This is a genomic window from Roseateles violae (genome assembly GCF_030410485.1).
GTDB lineage: Bacteria > Pseudomonadota > Gammaproteobacteria > Burkholderiales > Burkholderiaceae_C > Roseateles_D > Roseateles_D violae.
Genome location: NZ_JAUHHC010000002.1, coordinates 607335 through 631091 on the forward strand (window position 1 = coordinate 607335; position 23757 = coordinate 631091).

Consider the following 23757-nt stretch of genomic DNA (forward strand, 5'->3'; position numbering starts at 1 on the left):
CGAGATGAATATCGAACAAGCCCGCTTCAATATGATCGAACAGCAGATCCGCCCCTGGGATGTGCTGGACGCGGGCGTGCTGGCGCTGCTGGCCGTCGTGCGCCGCGAGGATTTCGTGCCGGCCGCGCAGCGCGCGCTGGCCTTCATGGACACCGAGGTGCCGCTGGGCAATGTGGCAGCGGGTCAGGTCATGCTGGCGCCGCGCGTCGAGGCGCGCCTGCTGCAGGAGCTGAACATCGCCCGCCACGAGAAGGTGCTGGAGATCGGCACCGGCTCGGGTTTCATGGCCGCGCTCCTGGGCCACAAGGCCCAGCATGTGGACACGCTGGAGCTGGATGCCGAACTGGCCGCGCAGGCCGCCGACAAGCTCAAGCGCGCCGGCCTGACCAATGTGACGGTGCGTCAGCAGGACGGCGCCCAGGGCCTGGCGGCCGAGGCGCCCTTCGATGCAATCCTGCTGTCCGGCTCGGTCGAGGCCGTGCCCGAGGCGCTGCTGCAGCAGCTGAAGATCGGCGGCCGGCTGGCGGCCATCGTCGGCGAGGAGCCGGTGATGCGCGCGCAGCTGATCACCCGCAAGGGCGAGCAGCAGTTCGAGACCCGCGTCCTGTTCGACACCGTTGCGCCGCGCCTGTCGGGCTTCGCCGCGCACAGCCGCTTCGCCTTCTGATGAGGCAGATCGGCGCGGCCGAGCTGCGGCGGCTCTGCGAGGGCGCACAGGCGCCGCTGCTGCTGGACGTGCGCGAGCCCTGGGAGGCGCAGTTGGCCTCGATCCGCCTCGATGGCGTCGCCGCCAGGCTGCTGCCCATGGGCGAGCTGGCCGGGCGGCTGGACGAGCTGGACCCGCTGCAGCCTGTCGTCGTTTATTGCCACCACGGCATGCGAAGTCTGCAAGTCGTCGCATTTCTGCAGCGCCAGGGCTTCGAATCCGTCTATAACCTCGCCGGTGGCATCGACGCCTGGTCGCTGGAGGTCGACGCATCGGTGCCCAGATATTGATTGATTGACGACGACGATCCGCTGAAATTCGATTCAAGCAATAAGTCAGACAACCCAGTTGAAAAGACAAGGAAGCCCATGCCCGCCCAACGTCCCTCGCATCCGCGCCGTCCCCTGAAAGTGATCAGCATCGCGCTGGCCTCGGCCTTCGCTGCGGCGGGCAGCGGCATCGCCCATGCGCAAAGCCTGCAGGAGGTGTACGAGGCCGCGCGGGCCTATGACGCCACCTATCTGGCTGCGCGCGCGCAGGCCGAGACGGCCCAGTACCGGCTCGGCCAAGCCGAAGCGCTGAACAAGCCCAGCGTGGGCCTGGGCGCCTCGGGCACCTTGAACCGCACCGATCTGCCCGGCAGCGTGCCGGCGCCCACCACCTCGGACACGCTGCAGGCCGGCCTGAGCGGCCGCATGTCGGTCTACAACCGCGCCAACACGGCGACGATCGAGCAGGCCAGGCGCGGCCTGGGCGTCGCCGAGGCCGATCTGCAGTCGGCCGAGCAGGACCTGATTGTGCGCACGGCGACCGCCTATTTCGATGTGCTGGCCGCGCAGGACAATCTGACGACCTTGCGCGCCAGCAAGGCCGCGATCGGCGAGCAGCTGGCCTCGGCCAAGCGCAATTTCGAGGTCGGCACGGCGACCATCACCGACGCCCGCGAGGCGCAGGCCCGCTACGACCTGGCGACCGCCCAGGACATCGGCGCCGAGAACGATCTGCGCGTCAAGCGCGTCGCGCTGGACCAGCTGGTCGGCCGCGTCGGCGTCGAGCCGAAGCCGCTGGCGCTGCCGGTCGTGCTGCCGGTGCCGCTGGCCAGCGAGGCCGACACCTGGGTCGCCTATGCCGAGCGCCATCCGCAGATCAACAAGGCGCGGCTGGGTCTGGAGGTCGCGCAGCTGGAGACCGAGAAGGCGCGTGCCCAGGGCGGCGTCACCGTCGACGCGACCGGCACGCTGGGCGCCCAGCGCTACCACGTCGGCAGCGGCCCGGCGCAGTCGCTGCCGGGCACGACCCAGGTCGCGACCCTGGGCCTGCAGATCAACTACCCGCTGTACACCGGCGGCCTGGTGCAGAACCGCGTCAAGGAAACCCTGGCGCTGGAGGAAAAGGCCCGCAACGACCTCGACTTCGTGCGCCGCGGCATCACCGAGGGCACGCGCCGGATCTTCTACAGCGTGCAATCGCTGCAGGCGCAGGAGAAGGCGCTGGAAGCGGCCGAGGCCTCCAGCAAGCTGGCGCTGGAATCGACCCAGCTCGGCTACAAGGTCGGCGTGCGCGTCAATCTGGACGTGCTGAATGCGCAGACCCTGCTGTACACGACGCAGCGTGACCTGGCCAAGGTGCGCTACGACGTGCTGGTCGGCGCGCTGCGCCTGCGCCAGGCGGCCGGCATCCTCGATCCCGGCGCGATCAACACGGTCAACCAGCTGCTGGTGCGCTGAAATTCCGCCGGCCGCGGCCGGCCCGTCGATCCCCGAACCCGCCCCTGGCGGGTTTCGCTTTGAGAGGGCGCAGCGCGCCCCGATCCGCTCCAGCGAGAATTCGCGCATGCTCTATCTGCTCTCGCCCGCCAAATCGCTTGACTACGAGACGCCGGTGCCGCCCGAGGTCGCGGCGCTGGCCACCCAGCCGCAATTCACCACCCAATCCAGCGCGCTGATCAGGCTGCTGCGCAAGAAGAGCGCGGCCGAGATCGGCGAGCTGATGAGCCTGTCGCCGGCGCTGTCCGAGCTGAACGTCGCCCGCTACAAGGACTGGCGCCCCAGCTTCGAGGCGCCCGCCAGCAAGCCGGCCGTGCTGGCCTTCGACGGCGACGTCTATGGCGGGCTGGATGCGGGCAGCCTGGGCGTGGACGATCTGCAATGGGCGCAGCGCCATCTGGCCATCCTGTCGGGCCTGTACGGCGTCCTGCGGCCGCTGGACCTGGTGCGGCCCTACCGGCTCGAGATGGGCACGCGGCTGGAGAACCCGGCCGGCGCCACTCTCTACGGCTTCTGGGGCGATCGCCTGGCCAAGCATCTGAACCAGCTGGCCGCCGCCGATCCGGTGCCGGTGATCGTCAACCTGGCCTCGCAGGAATACTTCAAGGCGGCCGAGCGCAAGATCCTGCGGCCGCGGGTGATCGAATGCCAGTTCGAGGACTGGAAGAACGGTCAGTACAAGATCATCAGCTTCTTTGCCAAGCGCGCACGCGGTTTGATGGCACGCTATTGCATCGAACACCGCATCGACACGCCGGCCGGCTTGCAGCGCTTCGACAGGGAGGGCTACGCTTACGAGCCCGCGCTGTCGACGCCCGAGCGTCTGCTGTTTCGCCGCCGTCTGCCCGATAGCTGAAGCCCAAGGTGCCGCGATGATTCAACGACAACAGATCACCCCCGAACTGCGGCAATGGCTGCTCGAGCAGCTTGGCGCCGGCCATGGGCAGGAGCAGGTGCTGGCGGCGATGATCAGCAGCGGCTGGGACGCCGCCGTCGCCCGCCAGGCGCTGGACGAACTGCTGCGGCCCGATGCGCAACCGGTGGAAGACCCGGTCGCCAGCCGCCTGCCGGGGCCGGACCTGAGCGGTGGCCAGCCGCTGCTGCAGGCCGGCGACCGCGAGGTCAAGGTGCTGCTGAGCCTGCAGCACCCGCGCGTCGTCGTCTTCGGCGGACTGCTCAGCGACGAGGAGTGCGAGGCGATGATGGCCCTGTCCGCCAAGCGCCTGGCGCGCTCGGAAACGGTGGCCACGCATGCCGACGGCAGCGAGATCAATGCCGCGCGCACCAGCGACGGCATGTTCTTCGAGCGCGGCGAGACCGAGCTGATCCGCAAGGTCGAGGCGCGTATCGCCAAGCTGCTGGACTGGCCGGTCGAGAACGGCGAGGGCCTGCAGGTGCTGCGCTACCGGCCTGGCGCCGAATACCTGCCGCATTACGATTACTTCGACCCCAATCACGCGAGCTCGGCGGCCATTCTCAAGCGCGGCGGCCAGCGCGTGGCGACGCTGGTGATGTACCTGAACACGCCGACCGCGGGCGGCGCGACGGTCTTTCCGGACATCCGGCTGGACGTGATGCCCGTCAAGGGCAATGCGGTCTTCTTCAGCTACGACCGGCCGCAGCCGATGACCCTGACCCTGCACGGCGGCGCGCCGGTGCGCGAGGGCGAGAAATGGGTCGCAACCAAATGGCTGCGCGAGGGCGTCTTCGTCTGAAGCGGCCCTAGAATCCGCCGGCATCGAAGCTCGGAACCCTCAGATGAACAGAAAAGCCATCCTCGCCCTGGCCGCCTCGCTGCTGCTGGCCGGCTCTGCCTTCGCCAAGGCGCCCACGCCGTCGGCCAGCGCCAGCGCCGCCGCGCCGCATGCGGCCACGGCCAAGAAGCACGCCGGCAAGAAGAGCAGCGGTACAACGGCGAAGAAGAGCAAGAAGACCGCCGGCAAGAAGCCCAGCGCCAAGCCGGCCGCCAAGAGCAGCAAGGCCAAGAGCCCCAAGGCCAGGCACGCGGCGCCCAAGCCGCACTGAGCGACGGCCGGCGCAGCTGACCGGCCAAAGCGGCAAGCAAAGGCCAAAAGGAAAAAGGCACCCGGGGGTGCCTTTTGTGCGCTTGCTCGAGTCGAGCCCGTCGATCAGACGCGCTTGCGGTACTCGTGCGTGCGGGTGTCGATTTCGATCTTGTCGCCCTGGGCAACAAAGATCGGCACCGGGATCTCGAAACCGGTCGAGATCTTGGCCGGCTTCAGCACCTTGCCCGAGGTGTCGCCCTTGACGGCCGGCTCGGTCCAGGTCACTTCGCGCACCAGCGAGGTCGGCAGTTCGACCGAGATGGCCTTGCCTTCGTAGAACACCACTTCCACCGGCATCGCGTCTTCCAGGTAGGAGATCGCGTCGCCCATGTTCTCGGCCTCGACCTCGAACTGGTTGTACTCCGCGTCCATGAAGGCGTACATCGGGTCGGCGAAGTAGGAGTAGGTGCACTCCTTCTTCTCCAGGATGATCTGGTCCATCTTGTCGTCGGCCTTGAAGACGACTTCGGTGCCGGAGTTGTTCAGCAGGCTCTTCAGCTTCATGCGCACGGTCGCTGCATTGCGGCCACCGCGGCTGTATTCGGTCTTCAGCACGACCATGGGGTCCTTGCCGTGCATGATCACATTGCCGGCGCGAATTTCTTGAGCGATCTTCATATGGATTCCGAGTTTGAACGGGGAGGTTTCGGCGAAGGGTTTGGGGCCGTCTCCGGCATTTCCGGCTGACATTTGCGGCCCGGCGCGCGCCCCGAATCCTTAAAACGGTCCCCTGTGGCGCGGCAAAGCCCAATATTTTAGCCTGAAACGCCGAAGCGCGACAGCAATTGGCTGGCCAAGTCGGGCTGGGCCGCCAAATGCGCACGCCAAAGCAGGGCCTGTGCGCGGCTTTCGGCCATCTCCGGCAGCGCCGCCGGCCAGTCGGCCAGGCCGTTCCAGCCGCGCCAGAGCGCGCGGGTCGCCGCCGCCAGCGCCGGCCCGGCAGCGGCCAGAAACAGATCCAGAAAGGCCCCCAGCTTCGGCGCGTGGGCGCCGTCCTCCTGCGGATAAATCTGCCAGACAAAGGGCTGGCCGGCCCATTGCGCGCGCACGAAGGAATCCTCGCCGCGGACGAAATTCAGATCGCTGGCCCAGAGCAGCCGGTCGTAATCGGGCTGGCTCAGATAGGGCAGGGCCTGCCAGCGCAAATGAGGCCGCGGCGCCTGCAGCGCCAGCTGCTGCTGCGCGCTGCCCGGGCAGACCAGCAACAGGGTGGGCTGGGCCGGATCGGCGGCCAGCAGGTCCAGCAGTGCCGGCAGTTGCGGATTCGCATAGGCAAACAGGCTGACCACGCGCTCGCCGCGCTGGCGCGCCAGCCCGCGCGCAGCCAGCCAGGCCGCACCGTCGAAGCGCTCGCGCTCGGCCAGCAGGCCCGGCTCGCGCAGCAGGCCGCCGGTGCGGGCGCTGAAGCCGGGGTAGAAGAAATGCTTGTCCAGGCCGCGGCCCGGGCCGCTGTACTGCGGCGAGGCCAGGCCGTGGCTGCGCTCGACATAGGGCTCGGCGCTCAGGTATTCCAGATTCAGCCAGTGCGGCGCCGGCAGGCCCTGCGAGCCGCGTTCCGCCATGCGCGCGACAAAGGCGGCCGGCAATTCGCAGCCGAAGGTCTCGATGACGATGTCGCCGACCTGCACGCCGGGCTCGCTGGCCGCCTCCCAGCGCAGCACCTCGACCCCGTCCGGCGCGCCGCCGGGCGCCATCCAGGCCAGCGCCGAGGCGTCGTCGATCCACAGCCGCACCCGCTGGCCGCGGCCGGCCAGGTCGGCGGCCAGTCGCCAGGCCACGCCGACGTCGCCGAAGTTGTCGATCACGCGGCAGAACAGATCCCATTGCAAACGCATGGGGCGATTATCTGGCGGCACAATCGCGGCCCATGTCGAGCAATGAAACGCATATCGAACCCGCGGAGGCGGCGCAGCAGGTCTCGGCCACCGCGGCGCGGGATCGCCTGCTCGCCGAGGTGCTGGCGCTGCCCAGCCTGCCCGGCGTCTACCGCTATTTCGATGCGCAGGACCAGGTGCTCTATGTCGGCAAGGCGAAGAACCTCAAGAAGCGCGTCTGCAGCTATTTCCAGAAGGACCATGGCGGCACGCGCATCGGCCTGATGGTCGCGGCGATCGCGCGGCTGGAGACCACCGTCGTGCGCACCGAGGCCGAGGCGCTGCTGCTCGAGAACAACCTGATCAAGGCCTTGAACCCTAAGTTCAACATCCTGTTCCGCGACGACAAGAGCTATCCCTATCTGAAGCTCAGCGCCCATGCCTATCCGCGCGTCAGCTACTACCGCGGCGCGGTTGAGCGCCGGCACCGCTATTTCGGCCCGTTCCCGAATGCCTGGGCGGTCAAGGAATCGATCCAGCTGATCCAGAAGGTGTTTCGCCTGCGCAGCTGCGAGGACACCGTCTTCAACCACCGCAGCCGGCCCTGCCTGCTGTACCAGATCCGCCGCTGCTCCGGCCCCTGCGTGCCCGAGGGGCAGGGGCCCGACTATGCGCGCGACGTGCGCAATGCCGAGCGCTTCCTGCTGGGCGAGACGCAGGAGGTGATGGACGGCCTGCAGGCGCAGATGATGGCCTATGCCGATGCCTTGCAGTTCGAGCGGGCGGCCGAGGTGCGCAACCAGATCGGCGCGCTGACGCGCGTGCTGCAGCAGCAGGCGGTGGACGAGAACAGCGCCACCGGCCGCGACCGCGACGTCGACATCCTGGCCGTCAAGGTGCAGGGCGGGCGCGCCTGCGTCAATCTGGCCATGGTGCGCGGCGGCCGGCACCTGGGCGATCGGGCCTACTTCCCCAAGCATGTCGAGGAGGCGACCGCGGTCGCGCTCGACGATGCGGAGGAGGGCGAGGCGCTCGCCGACCGTGCCAGCCCGGAGCGCCAGGTGCTGGAGGCCTTCATGGCCCAGCATTACCTGGAGGCCCAGGTGCCCGGGCTCATCGTCGTCAGCGAGGACGTTGACGAGGGCCTGGCCGAGGCGCTGGGCCAGCAGGCCGGCCACAAGGTGACGACGCAGGCGCAGCCGCGCGGCCAGCGCCGCATCTGGCTGGAGATGTGCTGCAAGGGGGCCGAGCTGGCGCTGGCGCGGCTGCTGTCCGAGCAGGGCTCGCAGCAGGCGCGCACGCGGGCGCTGCTGGACGCGCTGGAGCTTGGCGTCGAGGAGATCGACCAGTTCCGCATCGAATGCTTCGACATCAGCCACACGGCCGGCGAGGCGACGATGGCCTCCTGCGTCGTGTTCGAGAACCACCAGATGCAGAGCAGCCAGTACCGGCGCTACAACATCGAGGGCATCACCGGCGGGGACGACTACGCGGCGATGCGCCAGGTGCTGACCCGGCGCTACAGCAAGCTGGCCGAGGCGGCGCAACTGGGTACCGGGCGCCTGCCCGACATCGTGCTGGTCGACGGCGGCCGCGGTCAGGTGGCGATGGCGCGCGAGGTCTTCGAGGAGCTGGGGCTGGATCTGTCGCTGATCATCGGCGTCGAGAAGGGCGAGGGCCGCAAGGTCGGCCTCGAGGAGCTTGTGTTTGCCGATGGCCGCCCCAAGGTGTGGCTGGGCCGCGATTCGGCCGCGCTGATGCTGGTCGCGCAGATCCGCGACGAGGCGCACCGCTTCGCGATCACCGGCATGCGGGCCAAGCGCGCCTCGGTGCGCACCGGCGGCTCGCGGCTAGAGGATGTGGCCGGCATCGGGCCTAAGAAGCGCGCTCAGCTGCTGCAGCGTTTCGGCGGCGTGCGTGGCGTGGCGGCTGCCAGCGTCGACGAGATCGCGAGCGTGAAGGGGATTTCACGCGAGCTGGCCGAGGAAATCTACCGCGTGCTGCACTAAGGTGAGACACGAGAGCGGGCTGCGAAAATCTACCGCCTGCAGCACCGGGTTGCGGAGCAGGAAATTGGCAAAGGAAATCTATCGTGTCGTGCATTGATTGCTGGCGTCGGCGCTACAAGGGCGTCTCGCTGAGCCTGGGGCTGCTGGCGCTGCTGGCCGGCTGCTCGAACGGCCCGGCCTCCCGGCCGGCCCCGCCGGCGCCGGTCGAACCGACGCGGGTCGAGTCCTCGCCGTCCGGCGGCGAGTCGCGCCGCGCACCGCAGCAGACGGCGCCGGCATCGTCGCGGCCGCAGCTGGCCGCTCCGCAGCCGGTGCGCACGCATGATGAGCTGCGCCGGCAGGCGGCGCTGCGCCTGGTCGCGGCCAATCCGGACGGCACTTATATGAGCGATCCGCCGCCGGTGCTGCTGGCGATCCCGGTGCTCGAGATCGAGCTGCGCAGTGACGGCAGCGTGCGCGACATCCATGTGCTGCGCAAGCCCGGCCAGGCGCAGGACACGGTGCAGCTGGCGATCGACGCGGTGCACCGCGCCGCGCCCTTCGGCGACATCAGCCGCATGCCCAAGCCCTGGAAGTTCAGCGAGGTCTTCCTGTTCGATGACGAGCGCCGCTTCAAGCCGCGCACGCTCGATTGAGGCCCGCGGCCAGGGCATATTCCGACCCTCGCTGCAACCTTTAAGAGACAACTCGCCGCTATTCGCAGCGCCGTCGGCCGCCCGCCACCGGGCGATGCCCCGTTGTTGGGCACAATGCCGGCCATGTTCTTCACGCTGCCAACATTGCTGACCTGGGCCCGCATCGTGGCCATTCCGCTGATCGTCGGCGTCTATTACCTCGACATCACGGCGGCGCACCAGAACCTGTTCGCGACCGTGCTCTTCGTGCTGGTCGCGCTGACCGACTGGCTCGATGGCTATCTGGCCCGCAAGCTGAACCAGACCTCGGCCTTCGGCGCCTTCCTCGATCCGGTGGCAGACAAGATCCTGGTCTGCGCGGCCCTGCTGGTGCTGCTGGAACTGCAGCGCGTCAATGCGCTGGTCGCCCTGGTCATCGTCGGGCGCGAGATCACGATCTCGGCCCTGCGCGAATGGATGGCCCAGATCGGCGCCTCCCGCAGCGTCGCCGTGCACATGGTCGGCAAGCTGAAGACCACGGTGCAGATGGTGGCGATCCCCTTTCTGCTCTATGACGGCCTGCTGTTCGGCCTGATCTCTACGCGCTTGTGGGGCACCTGGCTGATCTATGCGGCCGTCGTGCTGACGATCTGGTCGATGGTCTACTACCTGCAAAAAGCGCTGCCCGAGATTCGCGCCAAGGCCAAGTGATGCCCGCGCGCTGGGTCGCGGCGATGCCGGCGCTGTTCGTCGCGATCTGGTGCACCGGCTTTGTCGTCGCGCGGCTGGGCATGCCGCATGCGCCGCCGATCACCTTCCTCGCGATCCGTTTCGCGCTGTCCAGCGCCTGCTTCGGCCTGTGGGTGCTGGGCTCGGGCGCGGCCTGGCCGGACACGCCGCGCCAATGGGCGCATCTGATCGTGCTGGGCCTGCTGACCCACGCGCTGTACCTGATCTGCGGCTGGGCCGCCGTCAAGCAGGGCATGGGTGCTGGCACGATGGCCCTGATCGCCGGCCTGCAGCCGCTGCTGACCGCCGTCTGGCTGCACGGCCGCGGCGCCGAGCGCCTGCGCGGCCTGCAATGGCTGGGCTTGCTGCTGGGCCTGGCCGGCCTGCTGCTGGTCGTCGGCCGCAAGCTGGGGCAGGGCGAACTCGGCGCGCTGAATCTGAGCCTGGGCATCGCCGCGCTGCTGGCGATCAGCATCGGCTCGCTGCACCAGAAGCGCTTCGTCGGGCCGTGCGATGCGCGCACGGCGATGCTGATCCAACTGCTGGCCGCGACCGCGCTCAGCGCGGCCCTGGCGCCGCTGGAACAGGAGCCGCTGGACTGGGGCCCGGAGCTGGCCATCGCGCTGGCCTGGTCGGTGCTCGCGCTGACGCTGGGCGGCAGCTCGCTGCTCTATCTGCTGCTGCAGCAGGGCGCGGCCACCCGCGTCGCCAGCCTGATGTACCTGACCCCGCCCTGTGCCGCGCTGCTGGCTTGGGCGCTGTTCGACGAGGGCGTCGGCGCCCAGGTCTGGCTGGGCATGGGCCTCAGCGCGCTGGGTGTTTTCTGGGTGCTGCGCAAGCCCTGAAACCCGGGCGGAATCGGCCGCGGCGGCGCGTTTTGTATCAGGACTTTTCCCGTCTCAGGGCCCCTGGCGAAAGCGCATAGAATCCGCTTCCCCGCTTGTTCCGGCGGAGCATGGAATTCATCCGCGGTGATCGCTGCGTCACCCGGCACCAGCAAACCTTTTGAGGGGAAAACTCAGTGAACAAGTCCGAACTGATCGAGCACATCGCCAAGCAGGCCGACATTTCCAAGGCGGCGGCTGGCCGCGCCCTGGAGGCGGTGATCGGCGGCGTCAAGACGACGCTGAAGAAGAATGGCAGTGTTTCTCTGGTAGGCTTCGGCACGTTCAGCGTCACCAAACGCGCCGCCCGCGCCGGTCGCAACCCGCGCACCGGCGACACGATCAAGATCAAGTCGGCCAAGGTGCCGAAGTTCCGTCCCGGCAAGGCGCTCAAGGACGCGGTGAACTGATCAGTTCTTTCATCTCCCGGGTGCTTAGCTCAGTTGGTAGAGCAGCTGCCTTACACGCAGCATGTCAGCGGTTCGAGCCCGTTAGCACCCACCAGCCCTGATTCCAGGCCCCAGACGGCCTGGTCGTGGGCTCTGGCTACAATGCCAACCCACGCAAAGGCGAACCATGGTTCGCCTTTGTCGTGTTTGCATGAATGCATGCCTGTTCGAGGTTTCGATCGATGTTTGATTTCGTCCGTAAGCACACGCGCCTGTTTCAGTTCATCCTGCTGATCCTGATCCTGCCGTCCTTCGCCCTTGTCGGCATGCAGGGCTACACCAGCTTCATGGATGGCGCCAACTCGGGCGTGGCCAGCGTCGACGGCCGCAAGATCACGCAGGCCGAATGGGATGCCGCGCACCGCGACCAGATCGAGCGCGCGCGCCGCCAGATGCCCAATCTGGATCCGAAGCTGTTCGATGCGCCCGAGGTCAAGCGCGAGGCACTCGACGCGCTTGTGCGCGACCGCGTGATGCAGGCGGCGGCCAGCAAGCAGCACTTCAATATCAGCGACGAGCGCCTGCAGGCGATGTTCCAGCGCGATCCGCAATTCGCCTTCCTGCGCAATCCCGACGGCAGCGTCAACAAGGGCCTGCTGGCGGCTCAGGGCATGAGCTCGCAGATGTTTGTCGAGCGCCTGCGCCAGGACCTGAGCCTGCGCCAGGTCGTCGCCGGCGTCGCCGGCACCGCGCCGGCCTCGCTGGCCAATGCCGGCGTGGCCTTCGACGCCCTGCTGCAGCAGCGCGAGGTGCAGTTGCAGCGCTTCGAGGCCAAGGACTTCGCCACGAAGATCGAGCCCAGCGACGCCGAGATCGAGGCCTTCTACAAGGATGCCGCCAATGCGGCCCAGTTCATGCTCCCCGAGAACGCGCAGATCCAGTATCTGGTGCTGGACCTGGATGCGCTGAAGAAGGACGTCGCCGTCAACGAGGACGATCTGCGCAAGTACTACCAGGAGAACGCCTCGCGCTACGCGGTCGCGGAGGAGCGCCGTGCCAGCCACATCCTGATCAAGGCCGACAAGGACGCCCCGGCCGCCGAGCGCGCCAAGGCCAAGGCCCGCGCCGAAGAGCTGCTGGCCCAGGCCCGCAAGAACCCGGCCGGTTTCGCCGAGCTGGCCAAGAAGAATTCGCAGGACGAGGGCTCCGCCGTCAATGGCGGTGACCTCGATTTCTTCGGCCGTGGCGCGATGGTCAAGCCCTTCGAGGACGCCGCCTATGCGCTGAAGCCGGGCGAGATCAGCAATGTGGTGGAGTCCGACTTCGGCTACCACATCATCCAGCTGACCGGCCAGCGTGGCGGTGACAAGAAGAGCTTCGAGGCGGTGCGTGCCGACATCGAGAGCGAGGTGCGCAAGCAACTGGCGCAGAAGCGCTTCTCAGAGGTCGCCGAGCAGTTCAGCAACACCGTCTACGAACAGGCGGACAGCCTGCAGCCGGCCGCGGACAAGCTCAAGCTGACCATCCAGACCGCCACCGTGCAGCGCACGCCGGCCCCCGGCGCGACCGGCCCGCTGGCCTCGCCCAAGCTGCTCGAAGCCGTGTTCAGCAACGACTCGCTGCGCAACAAGCGCAATACCGAGACGGTCGAGACGGCGCCCAGCCAGATGACGGCTGCCCATGTTGTCCAGTACAACCCGGCGCGTCAGCAGCCGCTGGCCGATGTGAAGCCCAAGGTGCGCGAACAGCTGGTGCGCAAGCTGGCGATCGCGCAGGCCGTCAAGGCCGGCCAGGAGCGCCTGGCGCAATTGCAGAAGGGCGGCGACGGCGCCGGCCTCGCGGCGCCCATCGTCATCTCGCGCGCCAAGCCGGAGCAGCTATCGCGCAAGGTGCTCGAGGGTATCCTCGCGGCCGACGCGAGCAAGCTGCCGGCCTTCGTCGGCATCGACAGCGGCGAGGGCGTCTATGTCGTCGCCCGCATCGACAAGCTGCTGCCGCGCGACCCGGCCGTCGTCGACGCGCAGCGCATGGCCCAGCAATACGCGCAGGCCTGGAGCAATGCCGAGGCACGCGCCTATTACGATGCGCTGAAGACCCATTACAAGGCGGTGATCAAGGCGCCGGCCGCCGCCGCCTCGGCGCCCTGATCGCGTGGCCGAACGGCGTCGTGAATAAAATTTGAACTGTTTGGTTCTAGGCCGCTAAAAGCGGTCTATAATCGTAGGCTCTGCGGTGGTTGTAGCTCAGTTGGTAGAGTCCAGGATTGTGATTCCTGTTGTCGTGGGTTCGAGTCCCATCAGCCACCCCAACAAATCCCCTTAAGAATCAGGCGCCTAGGCGCCTGATTCTGTTTTCGGGCATAGCTCTGGCATAAAAGAAGCTTCCAGCCTCGCAGCCCCTTGAGTTTGCGGTAGCGCGTCGCATGTGGCGGCTAGGTGCAGTTCCACGCGACAGCCCGCCGGAATGATTCATGTGTGGCCGTTGCGCCCATTGCCGGAAGCACGCGAGGCGCGGCACGTGATCGGCGGTTTCTGAAGCGGTAACCCCGATTGCCGACTTGAGTGCTTGCACGGCTGCCACGCAAATCAAGACTGGCTCGCCGTGTCGATCGGACCGGATGGCCAAGTACAACCGCCGCCACAACCGGCCGTTCGACGAGGCTATCGAGTGCGCCTCTTTCTCGCATGCAGGCGGTGCCGCCGCTGATCTCATCCGCTGCAGTGCATCATGTCTGTCGCATCGGTGCAGCGTATTACCGCAGCTACCGTTTCAATGTCTTTGAGCGCTGCACGATGCGCGTCATCGTTGAACGCCGCGCAACCATCGCAGAGCACGTACGTGTCGAAATCTCGCGCATGGGCATCCCGCACGGTGCTGGCGACTCCGCCGTTGGTGACGATCCCGCAAACAAAGACGGCTTCGACACCAGCACGGCGCAGCACCCACTCAAGCTGGGTGTTGAAGAACGCCGAATAGGCCACCTTGTCGACGGACACATCGACATGAGGTTCGAGTGGTGGAACCACCGCATGGCCTGAACTCCCCGGCGAGAAATCGCCACGCTTCAGAAATGGACGCAGCGCCTTCAAATGGCTGGAAACCATCGGCTCCCCGCGCGCGTTTGGCCACAGCGTGAAGCGGCTGCAGACAACCAGTCCGCCGGCCTGCTTGAAAGCCTGCGCCACGGGCGCGACGCGCTGCGGCAATTGCAGGGCCGCTGCGGACACCGCCCCGCCGCGCGCGTAGGCGCCATCCGGTGCGAGAAAGTCGTTCTGCAGATCGACGATCAGCAGGGCGCTATGGCGGGGGTTGGGAATCCGGTTCATCTTCTCGTCAAATAAGGGTCGACAGTTCCTTGCCGATCCACACGCGGGTCATGTTCTCGTCCTTGGATCGGGACAGTTGCATTTCGTATTCGTATCGGTCCGGTCTATAAAGGCCCTGCAGCCACTGCACCGGTTTGTCGTCGCCGTCGAACAGCACGCGGCTCACGGCCAGCAGCGCCGAGCCCACCGGCACGCCGAGGTGGCGGGCAACCTCGCTGTCGGCTTGCCGGGCGGAGACCGTCTGGCTGGCGCGCGTGATCGTCAGGCCGCTCTCCTCCAGCAGCGACAACAGCGGCTTGCGCTCGAGCTGACGGCGCGTCAAGCCGCGCGAATGGGCCGCCGGAACCCAGGCCACGATGTACGAGACAGGCCCGTCGCGCGTGCTACGCACGCGCGCGGTGCGCAGCACCTCGGCGCCCGCGGTCAGTCGCAGCGCCCTGGCCACGGGATCGGTCGCCGCGATCAGTTCATGCTCCAGCACCTGCACCGTCGTCTCGTGGTGCAGGGCGACCAGACTGTCGAGCAGGCCGTGAGGCTGGCCTGCGGCCTGCGATGTCGGCGAAGGCGGGATTCGCCGTGTCCCGCGCCCGGCCGAACGCTCGATCAGGCCCTCGTCCGACAGGGTGCCCAGCGCCTTGCGAATGGTGGCCCGCGACACCGCGAACTCTTCCATCAGCTCGATCTCTCCGGGCACGGCCGCGTCGTACAGGCCTTCGGCAAGCCGCTGTTTGAGCACCAGATAGACCCGGTGGTATTTGGGGAGTGGCATGAACTCCTTCATGGCGCGATTGTCAACATGTACTATTGTCCTATCATAAGTACAAATACGGTTTCGCAGATTTTCAGGCGCGCTGATGATGCGCACCAGGGCTCGATGCCGGGGTGCGGCAAGCCTGATACCAAAGACTATTGGAGCATGATGAAACTCACCCGTTCGCTCGCTCGCCTGCAGCGTGCTTTCGTTCTCGGCTGCGCGGCTGTGCTGGCAGCTCAGGGCGCTCTCGCCCAGGAGGCCTACCCCTCGCGACCGGTGCGGCTGATCGTGCCGTTTGCGGCGGGCGGCACGGCCGATGTGGTGGCCCGCGTCGTCGGGGCCAAGCTCGGCGAACGGCTGGGCCAGCCGGTCATCATCGAAAACCGCGGGGGCGCGGGTTCTATCACGGGGACCGACGCCGGCGCCAAGGCGCCGGCCGATGGCTACACCCTCACCATCACCAATGGCGCCGCCGTCACGACTGGTCCGCTTTTGGGGCAGCGCATGCCCTACAAGCCGCTGGAGGACTTCGTCCATGTCTTCCTGATCGGCACCTTCCCGAACATGCTGGTCGTGCGGACGGAGAGTCCGGCCAAGTCGCTGCAGGACTTCCTGGCCCGGGCGCGCAAGGAGCGCAACGGCGTCAGCTGGGGCTCGGCCGGCGTCGGCTCGGCGGGCTATCTGGCCGGCGAGCTGCTGCAGCAGCTGGCGAAGGTGCCGATGGTGCATGTGCCCTACAAGGGCACGGGCCCGGCCATGAACGACCTGCTGGGCGGCACGATCGACGCGATGCTGACCAGCCCGGCGGTGGCGGCGCCGCACATCCGCTCGGGCAAGCTGCGGGCACTGGGCGTCAGCAGTTCCAAGCGGCTGAGCGACTTCCCCGACGTGCCGGCCATGCAGGAGGTGGTGCCCGGCGCGGTGGGCGACGCCTGGTTCGGCGTGTCGGTCCCGGCCAAGACGCCGCCTGCGATCGTCGAGCGCCTGCGGGCCGAACTCGAGCGCGTGCTGCGCGCGCCGGAGCTGCGATCGCAGCTGCACGAGGCCGGGCTGACGCCCGCCGCGCTGGGGCCGGTGGAGTTCGAGAAATTCCTGCGCCAGGAAGTCGCCAAGTGGACGCCGGTGATCCGCACAGCCAACATCAGCCTTGACTGAGCGAGGGGACGCGATATGAGTGTTGAATACGCATCGCGCGGGCTGATCGGACTGCTGACCCCGCAGGCCAACACCACGGTCGAGCCCGAGTTCTCGATCATGATGCCCCCCGGCTACGCCCACATCAACGCCCGACTGGTCAGCGCGCAGAAGACCATCGAGGAGCGACTGCTGGACTATCTGCGCATCGCCGACCGCACGACGGAGCAGTTCGCCAATGCGCCGATCCAGGCGCTGGCCCTGGGCTGCACCGGCGCCTCCTATCTGGCCGGGGCCGAGGAAGAGGACCGGCTGCTGGCACGGCTGTCGGCCCTGCGCGGTGTGCCGGCCTTCACCGCCGCAAGCGCGGTCGTCGACTGCCTGTCCCGGATGGGCGCGCGGCGCATCGCCCTGGCCACGCCCTATCCGAAAGCCCTCACCGAGGCCAGCGTCGGCTACTGGGAGTCGCGCGGGCTGAGCGTCGTTGCCGAGGTCTCTTCGGCGCTCGATCATGCGCAGTTCCACCCGATCTACTCGCTGCGGGCACAGGCCGCCGGGCAACTGCTGGAGCGGCTGGCGCCGCTCGAGGGCATCGACGCGGTGGTGATGCTAGGCACCGGCATGCCCACGCTGGGCCCGCTGCTGCAGGCCAACCGGCGGCCCGGTCAGGTGCCGGTGCTCTCTTGCATGTTGTGCCTGGCCTGGAAGGCGGTGGAGCTGATCGAGCCCGGGCGCTTCCCGATCGACGGCTGGCTCAAGGGCACGCACTGGGCGCAGCGCCTGCATTCCGCCGTCGAAGACTGATCCGCCCCAGCGGAAGTCTCGTCGACCTCTTACATGTCCCAGGGTCGGGACAGCCAATCATCTCTACATCCATGAGCATGCAATATTCCCGGAAACGGCGCGTCATCATCGTCGGGGGCGGACCGGTGGGTCTGACGGCCGCCATGCGGCTCGGTCATTTCGGCATCGAGGCCGTGGTGCTGGAATCGAACGCCGAGGTGCCGCGCGATCTGCGCGCCTCTACCTTCCACCCGCCGACGCTGGACATGCTGGACGCCTACGGCATTACGCCGCGCCTGATCGCGGCGGGCCTGGTGGCGCCGACCTGGCAGGTGCGCATGCACCAGAGCGGCGAATACGCGGAGTTCGACGTGTCCATCCTCAAGGATCACAGCGCCCATCCCTACCGGCTGCAGTGCGAGCAATGGAAGCTGGCCGAGTTTCTGCTGGAACATATCGAGCAGAAGCTGCCCGGCATCGAGGTGCTGCGCGGTCACCGCCTGCTGTCACTGCGGCAGGACGAGGACGGGGTGGAGGCGCAGGCGGTCGATGCCAACGGCGAGCCGGTCGTGCTCAAGGGCGACTATCTGATCGCGGCGGACGGCGCGCGCAGCGTCGTGCGCGCGGAGCTCGGCCTTGAGTTCGAAGGGCTGACCTTTCCCGAAACGACCGTGCTGGCCACCACCACGTTCCGCTTCCACGATCACCTCCCGAATCTGTCCTATATCAACTACTGCTGGACGGACGGCGGCACCTTCAGCCTGCTGCGCCTGCCCCAGCTGTGGCGCGTGAGCCTCTACGCGAGCGAGGGCGAGTCGGACGAGCAGGCCGCCTCGAAGGCCTCCGTGCTGACCAAGCTGCAGGCGATCTATCCGCGCGAGCAGCCCTACGAGGTGCTGGAGGTGCGTCCCTACCGCATCCATCAGCGTGTCGTGAAGAACTATGTGCATGGGCGGGTAGTGCTGGCCGGCGACGCCGCCCACATCAACAGTCCCAGCGGCGGCATGGGCATGAATGGCGGCATCCACGACGCCTTCAACCTGACCGACAAGCTGGCGCGCATCTATGCCGGCGAATCGCCGGAGCTGCTGCAGCTCTACGAGCGACAGCGCCGCCCCATTGCGATGAAGCATGTGCTGCAGCAGTCCGGTCGCAACCGGGCGCGCATGCAGGAACGCGACCCCGAAAAGCGGCGCGCTTCGCTGGCGGAGCTGCAGCGCAAGGCCGGCGACCGCGCGCTGGCGACCGAGTACCTGCTCGAGACCTCGATGATCGCCGGCCTTCGCGAGGCCGAGGCAATCCGCTGACCCCCTGAATCCGCTATCCGGCGCCATGCCCCAGTGCGGGCAGGTCCCGTGTCGCGCTGCTTTCCCGACGACGACCCATCCATCAAAACACTGAGGAGACATCGATGCGTTTCAAAATCGGCTTGATCGCCGCCGTCCTGGCCAGTTCCTTTGGCGCTGCGAACGCGCAGCAATCGTCCATCACGGTCTACGGCATCGTCGATGCCGGCGCGCGCTACGGCCAGGGCCTGGACAGCCGGAACCGGCCGATCGCGGACAGCACCAGCGGCCTGGCCAGCGGCGTGAGTCGCACCTCGCGCCTGGGATTCCGCGGCAGCGAGGACCTCGGCGACGGTCTCAGCGCCATCTTCAACTTCGAGCATGGCCTGAACCTGGACACCGGCGTGCAGGCCGACGCGGTCAAGTTCTGGGACCGCGCCAGCTATGTCGGCACCAAGGCTTCGTGGGGCACCCTGACCCTGGGCCGGCAGACCAATCTGATGGCCGACACGCTGGGCGCGATAGACCCGCTGAACATCCGCTACGCCGGCTACAACCCGAACGTGCAGTTCGCCTCGCTGTCGGCGCATGGCCACGGGCTGGAGTTCGGTTCGACCGGTTCCACCACGGGCTCCTACCGGCTGGACAACTCGGTGAAATACGCGCTGGATCTCGGTGCCTGGTCGCTGAAGGCGATGTACGGCTTTGGCGAAGGCTCCGGCGACAACAACAGCAGCAAGGGTCTGGGCGCCGGCTACCGCTCCGGCGCCTTCTCCGCGCAGGCGGCCTATATGAATCTGCAGGCCAACCAGCGGCGCGAACTCGATGCCTACATCGCCGGCGCGGCCTACTCCTTCTCCTGGGGACAGATCAGGGGAAGCTACGCGGGCAGCAAGGCGGATCTGACGGCCACGACCACCGCCGAATACCGCACCGCCTCGCTGGGCGTGACGGCGCCGCTGCCCGGGGGGCTGGAACTGACGCTGAGCGCCTACGACGTCGAGCGCAAGCGCAGCGCGCAGAAGGACGATGGCTTCCTGCGCGGCATCGCCTTCCTCGACTACCCGCTCTCGCGTCGCACCATGGTCTATGCCGAGTTCGACCACACCCGCTGGCGCGATGGCTACCAGGGCGCGGGCAACCGGGACAAGGCCACCGGCCTGACCCTGGGCGTGTCGCACAACTTCTAAGCCGATCGGGGGGGCATGACGATGAAGACGACGCGCATCACGGTCAGCGAGGTCGGTCCGCGCGACGGCCTGCAGAGCATCGCCAGCGTGATGCCCACCGACGCCAAGAAGCGCTGGATCAGCGCGCTCTACGACGCCGGCCTGCGCGAGATCGAGGTCGGCTCCTTCGTGCCGGCGGCCGTGCTGCCGCAGCTGGCCGACACGCGCGAGCTGGTCGAGCATGCCCGCACGCTGCCCGGCCTGACGGTGGCCGTGCTGGTTCCCAATCTGCGCGGCGCCGAGGCGGCCGTGACCGCCGGCGCCCACAAGGTGACCATTCCGCTGTCCTGCAGCGAAACGCACAGCCTGAAGAACGTGAGGCGCACACATGCGCAGATGCTCGACGAGGTGCGCGCGATCGCCCGTCTGCTGGGCAGCCTGCCGCCGTCGCAGCGCCCGCACTTCGAGGGCGGCTTGTCGACGGCATTCGGCTGCACGCTCGAGGGGCTGGTGCCGCCCCGCCGCGTTGTCGAGCTGGCCGAGGCCCTGATCGCCGCCGGTTGCGACGAAGTGGGCCTGTCGGACACCACCGGCTATGCCGACCCGGCGCAGGTGCGCTCGCTGCTGCGCGCCGTGTGGGCGGCCGTGGGCCGCGAGCGGCTCAAGGGCATCCATCTGCACAACACCCGCGGCCTGGGCCTGGCGAACGCGCTGGCCGCGCTGGACCTGGGCATCACGACGCTGGACGCTTCGCAAGGGGGCCTGGGCGGCTGCCCCTTTGCGCCCGGGGCCAGCGGCAATATCGTCACCGAAGACCTGGTGTTCATGCTCGAGGCCATGGGCCTGGACACCGGCATCGATTTCGCCGGCCTGCTGGCCGCGCGCGCCGTGCTGGCCGCCGCGCTGCCGGCAGAACCGCTTTACGGCATGGTGCCGCTCGCCGGACTGCCCAAGACTTTCGTTCAGACATGAAGCAGCAATCCCAAACTAGCTCCTCCCTGCCGCTGGCGGGCCTGACCGTCGTCGAGTTCACGCACATGGTGATGGGCCCCAGCATCGGCCTGATCCTGGCGGACCTCGGCGCGGAGGTCGTGAAGATCGAGCCGCTGGAAGGCGACAACACGCGCCGCCTGGGCGGCTCGGGCGCCGGCTATTTCCCGATGTACAACCGCAACAAGGCCAGCCTGGCGCTCGATGTGAAGACGCCGGCCGGCCGCGATGCGGCGCTGCGCCTGATAGAAACGGCCGACATCGTGATCGAGAACTTCCGCCAGGGCGCGATGGACGGTCTCGGCTTCGGCTACGAGGCGCTGGCCGAGCGCAACCCGCGGCTGATCTACTGCTCGGGCAAGGGCTTTCTGTCGGGCCCCTACGCGCACCGGACGGCGCTCGACGAGGTGGCGCAGATGATGGGCGGCCTGGCCTATATGACCGGGCTGCCGGACAAGCCGATGCGCGCCGGCGCCTCGGTGATCGACGTCACCGGCGCGATGTTTGGCGTCATCGGCATCCTGGCGGCGCTGGAGCAGCGCCACCGCAGCGGGCGCGGCCAGCGGGTCACCACCTCGCTGTACGAGACGACGGCCTTCCTCGTCGGCCAGCATATGGCGCAGTACGCCGTCACCGGCAAGCCGGCGCCGCCGATGTCGCAGCGCCAGTCGGCATGGGCGGTCTACGACGTGTTCCAGACCGGCGACGGCGAAAAGGTTTTTGTCGCGGTGGTCAGCGACACGCAATGGCGCGGCTTCTGCAAGGCCTTCCGGCTGGACGATCTCGCGGCGGACCCGACGCTGGACCGCAACAACGATCGCGTGCGCCAGCGCGAGCGCATTCTTCCGCTGATCGCCGAGCGCTTCCGCGCGCTGAGCCAGGCCGAGCTGATGGCGCAGCTGGAGCAGATCGGCCTGCCCTTCGCACCGGTCGCCAGGCCGGAGCAGCTGTTCGACGACCCGCAGCTGAATGCCGCCGGAGGACTGGTGCCGCTCAGCCTGCCCGGTGGCGGGACGACCAAGCTGCCGGCCCTGCCGATCGAGCTGGACAGCCGCCGTTTCGGCCTGCGCCGCGACCTGCCCGCGATCGGCGAGGGCGGCCTGGAGAAGCTGCGGGCCGCCGGGCTGTGCGAGGCCGAATTGCGGGCGCTGCTGGACCAGGGCGTGCTGCGCGCGGAGGACTGAGTCATGCCCGGCCAATCGCTGTTCGACAAAATCTGGGCCAGCCACCGCATCGCCGACCTCGATGCCGAGGGCAGCAGCGCGCTGCTCTACATCGACCGCATCATGCTGCACGAGCGCACTGGCGGCGTGGCCCTGCGCTCGCTGTCGCAGCGCGGCCTGCCGGTGCGCTCGCCGCGGCAGGTCTTCGCCACCTTAGACCATATCGTCGACACCTTTCCCGGCCGCAGCGACATGACGCTGGTGCCCAGCGGCAGCGAGTTCATCCGGACCACCCGCGAGGAGGCCCGGCGTGCGGGCATCCAGCTCTTCGACCTCGACGACGAGCGCCAGGGCATCGTCCATGTGATCTCGCCCGAGCAGGGCATCGTGCTGCCCGGTGCCACGCTGGTTTGTCCGGACAGCCACACCTGCACTCAAGGCGCGTTCGGAGCGCTGGCCTGGGGCATCGGCTCATCGGAGGCCGAGCATGCGCTGGCGACCCAGGCGCTGCGGGTGCGCAAGCCGCGCTCGATGCGGGTGCGCTTCACCGGCCAGCGCCCGCATGGCGTCGGCGCCAAGGATATGGCGCTGGCGCTGATCGCCCGTGATGGGGCCGATGGCGGGCAGCGCTGCGTCATCGAATTCGAGGGCGAGGCCGTGCAATCGCTGGATCTCGCCGGTCGTCAGACGCTGTGCAATATGGCCGTCGAATATTCGGCCTTCGGCACCCTGATCGCACCCGACGAGCAGGTCTTCGCCGCCCTGAAGGGCCGGCCTTACGCGCCGCAAGGCGCGCTGTGGGAGCGGGCATTGGCGAGTTGGCGCTGGCTGCGCAGCGATCCGGATGCGCGTTTCGATGTGGAGCGGAGCTTGGACGTGTCGGGGCTGGCGCCGATGATCAGCTGGGGCACAAGCCCGGAGCATGCGGCCGCGATCGACGGGGTGGTGCCGGAGCCGAGCGCGCAGCGCAGCGCGAGCCGCGCCGAGGCGGCGGGCCGTGCGCTTGCCTATATGGAGCTCACACCCGGGCAGCGGCTGGCCGGACTGCCGATCACGGCCGCCTTCATCGGCTCCTGCACCAACGGCCGGCTGGACGATCTGCGCGCCGCCGCGAGCCTGCTGCGCGGCCGCCGCGTGGCGCCTCAGGTGCGCGCGATCTGCGTGCCCGGTTCGACGCAGGTCAAGCGCGCCGCCGAGGCGGAAGGGCTCGACCGGGTCTTCACCGACGCCGGCTTCGAATGGCGCGAGGCCGGTTGCTCGATGTGCTTCTTTGCCGGCGGCGAAAGCTTCGCCCGAGCTGAGCGCGTCGTGAGCACGACCAACCGCAACTTCGAAGGCCGCCAGGGCCCGCAGGTGCGCACCCATCTTGCCAGCCCGGTCACGGTCGCAGCGTCCGCACTGAGCGGCTGCCTGGCCGACCCCAGGAGCTTTTGATGACGCGACGTTTCACCGCACACACCGGCGTGGTCGCAGTGCTGCAGCGCGACAACGTCGACACCGACGCCATCATTCCGTCCCGAGAAATGAAGCAGGTCGGCAAGACTGGCCTGGCCGACGGCTTGTTCGCGAACTGGCGCTACACGGATGTGGCAAGTCGCCAACCCAACCCGGAGTTCGTGCTCAATCGCGCAAACCAGGCGGGCACGACGATCCTGCTGGCGGGCCACAATTTTGGCTGCGGTTCCTCCCGGGAGCACGCCGTATGGGCGCTTTCCGAGTGGGGCATCAAGGTCATCATCGCCCCGAGCTTCGGCGCCATCTTCTTCGAAAACTGCGTGCGAAACGGCGTACTCCCCTTGGCACTAGAAGCTGCAGCGGTGGCGCAGATAGCCTCAGCGGTATCGGCCGATCCTCAGTCGAGGACAGTGAGCGTCGACCTCGAGCGATTGCAGATCACCGCGCCCGACGGCACGATGCGGCCATTCGTGCTTGATTCCGAGTACCGGGAGCAGCTCCTATCGGGTCTCGATCAGATCGATCGCACGAGCGCGAAGTATGCGGCGCAAATCCAGGCCTTCGAGGACCACCATCGTTCCGGGGAACCCTGGATGTTTCTGTGAGTCTTGACGCTCGGTAGCCAAACAGTCCGTCCCAATCCGGAGCGAGTGTCTTGCCGGCAACCAAACCGTGCCGACTGGTGCCAGCTCGATCTGACGTCTGGTTCTAGTTTCGGCA

General features: G+C 67.9%; 25 protein-coding genes and 2 tRNA genes. 23 read left to right on the plus strand and 4 right to left on the minus strand.

The annotated features are described in order from the left end of the window. Positions 1-4 precede the first annotated feature (4 nt). The 6 genes from QWJ38_RS08300 to QWJ38_RS08325 all read left to right on the plus strand — a co-directional run bounded on the left by QWJ38_RS08300 (position 5) and on the right by QWJ38_RS08325 (position 4497). The gene (locus tag QWJ38_RS08300; RefSeq protein WP_290358582.1) at positions 5-667 is read left to right on the plus strand and encodes a protein-L-isoaspartate O-methyltransferase family protein; all 663 of its coding nucleotides are present in this window, start codon (positions 5-7) and stop codon (positions 665-667) included. Further along, the gene (locus QWJ38_RS08305) at positions 667-996 is read left to right on the plus strand and encodes a rhodanese-like domain-containing protein (protein WP_290358583.1); all 330 of its coding nucleotides are present in this window, start codon (positions 667-669) and stop codon (positions 994-996) included. The genes QWJ38_RS08300 and QWJ38_RS08305 overlap by 1 nt, the downstream gene beginning before the upstream one ends. Before the next feature lie 78 nt (positions 997-1074). After that, on the plus strand, positions 1075-2433 hold the full coding sequence (locus tag QWJ38_RS08310) for a TolC family outer membrane protein (protein ID WP_290358584.1): 1359 nt from the start codon (positions 1075-1077) through the stop codon (positions 2431-2433). A gap of 106 nt (positions 2434-2539) precedes the next feature. Beyond that, positions 2540-3328, plus strand: a complete 789-nt coding sequence (gene yaaA / locus QWJ38_RS08315; protein ID WP_290358585.1) for a peroxide stress protein YaaA — start codon at positions 2540-2542, stop codon at positions 3326-3328. A 16-nt stretch (positions 3329-3344) separates the two neighbouring features. Then, complete coding sequence (locus QWJ38_RS08320) at positions 3345-4187, plus strand: 2OG-Fe(II) oxygenase (protein ID WP_290358586.1); 843 nt, start codon at positions 3345-3347, stop codon at positions 4185-4187. Between the two features lie 43 nt (positions 4188-4230). Next, a complete protein-coding gene (locus QWJ38_RS08325; protein WP_290358587.1) occupies positions 4231-4497 on the plus strand; it encodes a hypothetical protein in 267 nt (88 codons plus the stop codon). Positions 4498-4601: 104 nt separating this feature from the next. On the opposite strand, the gene efp is transcribed toward QWJ38_RS08325, so the two are convergent. Together efp and earP are read right to left on the minus strand one after the other, a co-directional pair. Next, positions 4602-5156, minus strand: a complete 555-nt coding sequence (gene efp / locus QWJ38_RS08330; protein WP_290358588.1) for an elongation factor P — start codon at positions 5154-5156, stop codon at positions 4602-4604. A 137-nt stretch (positions 5157-5293) separates the two neighbouring features. Continuing rightward, a complete protein-coding gene (gene earP, locus QWJ38_RS08335; RefSeq protein ID WP_290358589.1) occupies positions 5294-6373 on the minus strand; it encodes an elongation factor P maturation arginine rhamnosyltransferase EarP in 1080 nt (359 codons plus the stop codon). Positions 6374-6405: 32 nt separating this feature from the next. On the opposite strand from earP, the gene uvrC reads away from it, so the two are divergent. From uvrC to QWJ38_RS24065, 9 genes are all read left to right on the plus strand, one after another. Next, positions 6406-8361: an excinuclease ABC subunit UvrC gene (gene uvrC / locus QWJ38_RS08340; protein ID WP_290358590.1), complete on the plus strand. Its 1956-nt coding sequence runs from the start codon at positions 6406-6408 to the stop codon at positions 8359-8361. A gap of 83 nt (positions 8362-8444) precedes the next feature. Next, positions 8445-8996 carry a hypothetical protein gene (locus QWJ38_RS08345; protein ID WP_290358591.1) on the plus strand — a complete coding sequence of 184 codons (552 nt, stop codon included), beginning with the start codon at positions 8445-8447 and terminating at the stop codon, positions 8994-8996. A gap of 123 nt (positions 8997-9119) precedes the next feature. Continuing rightward, the gene (pgsA, locus tag QWJ38_RS08350) at positions 9120-9686 is read left to right on the plus strand and encodes a CDP-diacylglycerol--glycerol-3-phosphate 3-phosphatidyltransferase (RefSeq protein WP_290358592.1); all 567 of its coding nucleotides are present in this window, start codon (positions 9120-9122) and stop codon (positions 9684-9686) included. Next, positions 9686-10549, plus strand: coding sequence for a DMT family transporter (locus QWJ38_RS08355; protein ID WP_290358593.1), 864 nt, complete (start codon positions 9686-9688; stop codon positions 10547-10549). The genes pgsA and QWJ38_RS08355 overlap by 1 nt, the downstream gene beginning before the upstream one ends. A 176-nt stretch (positions 10550-10725) precedes the next feature. Next, positions 10726-10998, plus strand: coding sequence for an HU family DNA-binding protein (locus QWJ38_RS08360; RefSeq protein WP_290358594.1), 273 nt, complete (start codon positions 10726-10728; stop codon positions 10996-10998). A gap of 18 nt (positions 10999-11016) precedes the next feature. Then, a tRNA-Val gene (locus QWJ38_RS08365) sits at positions 11017-11092 on the plus strand. Positions 11093-11219: 127 nt separating this feature from the next. Then, complete coding sequence (locus QWJ38_RS08370; RefSeq protein WP_290358595.1) at positions 11220-13124, plus strand: SurA N-terminal domain-containing protein; 1905 nt, start codon at positions 11220-11222, stop codon at positions 13122-13124. An 85-nt stretch (positions 13125-13209) separates the two neighbouring features. After that, positions 13210-13285: transfer RNA gene (locus QWJ38_RS08375), tRNA-His, on the plus strand. 240 nt (positions 13286-13525) lie between these two features. Beyond that, complete coding sequence (locus QWJ38_RS24065) at positions 13526-13759, plus strand: hypothetical protein (RefSeq protein WP_434063960.1); 234 nt, start codon at positions 13526-13528, stop codon at positions 13757-13759. On the opposite strand, the gene QWJ38_RS08385 is transcribed toward QWJ38_RS24065, so the two are convergent. Both QWJ38_RS08385 and QWJ38_RS08390 read right to left on the minus strand, forming a co-directional pair. Then, on the minus strand, positions 13686-14303 hold the full coding sequence (locus QWJ38_RS08385) for a cysteine hydrolase family protein (RefSeq protein WP_290358596.1): 618 nt from the start codon (positions 14301-14303) through the stop codon (positions 13686-13688). The two genes, QWJ38_RS24065 and QWJ38_RS08385, sit on opposite strands and share 74 nt — an antisense overlap. Before the next feature lie 7 nt (positions 14304-14310). Continuing rightward, on the minus strand, positions 14311-15084 hold the full coding sequence (locus tag QWJ38_RS08390; protein ID WP_290358597.1) for a GntR family transcriptional regulator: 774 nt from the start codon (positions 15082-15084) through the stop codon (positions 14311-14313). A 135-nt stretch (positions 15085-15219) separates the two neighbouring features. Here QWJ38_RS08390 and QWJ38_RS08395 point away from each other — a divergent pair, with 135 nt between their 5' ends. The 8 genes from QWJ38_RS08395 to leuD all read left to right on the plus strand — a co-directional run bounded on the left by QWJ38_RS08395 (position 15220) and on the right by leuD (position 23642). Next, positions 15220-16212 (plus strand): Bug family tripartite tricarboxylate transporter substrate binding protein, encoded by a 993-nt coding sequence (locus QWJ38_RS08395; RefSeq protein ID WP_290358598.1) that lies wholly within the window; start codon positions 15220-15222, stop codon positions 16210-16212. 15 nt (positions 16213-16227) lie between these two features. After that, positions 16228-16995 carry a maleate cis-trans isomerase family protein gene (locus QWJ38_RS08400; protein WP_290358599.1) on the plus strand — a complete coding sequence of 256 codons (768 nt, stop codon included), beginning with the start codon at positions 16228-16230 and terminating at the stop codon, positions 16993-16995. A gap of 71 nt (positions 16996-17066) precedes the next feature. Next, entirely contained in the window at positions 17067-18281 is a 1215-nt protein-coding gene (locus tag QWJ38_RS08405) for an FAD-dependent oxidoreductase (protein ID WP_290358600.1), read from the plus strand. Between the two features lie 104 nt (positions 18282-18385). Continuing rightward, complete coding sequence (locus QWJ38_RS08410) at positions 18386-19450, plus strand: porin (RefSeq protein ID WP_290358601.1); 1065 nt, start codon at positions 18386-18388, stop codon at positions 19448-19450. A 15-nt stretch (positions 19451-19465) separates the two neighbouring features. Further along, positions 19466-20401, plus strand: a complete 936-nt coding sequence (locus QWJ38_RS08415; RefSeq protein ID WP_434063953.1) for a hydroxymethylglutaryl-CoA lyase — start codon at positions 19466-19468, stop codon at positions 20399-20401. Beyond that, complete coding sequence (locus QWJ38_RS08420) at positions 20398-21603, plus strand: CaiB/BaiF CoA transferase family protein (RefSeq protein WP_290358602.1); 1206 nt, start codon at positions 20398-20400, stop codon at positions 21601-21603. The genes QWJ38_RS08415 and QWJ38_RS08420 overlap by 4 nt, the downstream gene beginning before the upstream one ends. 3 nt (positions 21604-21606) lie before the next feature. Beyond that, on the plus strand, positions 21607-23016 hold the full coding sequence (locus tag QWJ38_RS08425) for a 3-isopropylmalate dehydratase large subunit (RefSeq protein WP_290358603.1): 1410 nt from the start codon (positions 21607-21609) through the stop codon (positions 23014-23016). After that, a complete protein-coding gene (gene leuD / locus QWJ38_RS08430; RefSeq protein ID WP_290358604.1) occupies positions 23016-23642 on the plus strand; it encodes a 3-isopropylmalate dehydratase small subunit in 627 nt (208 codons plus the stop codon). Before QWJ38_RS08425 ends, leuD begins: the two co-directional genes overlap by 1 nt. Positions 23643-23757 lie beyond the last annotated feature (115 nt).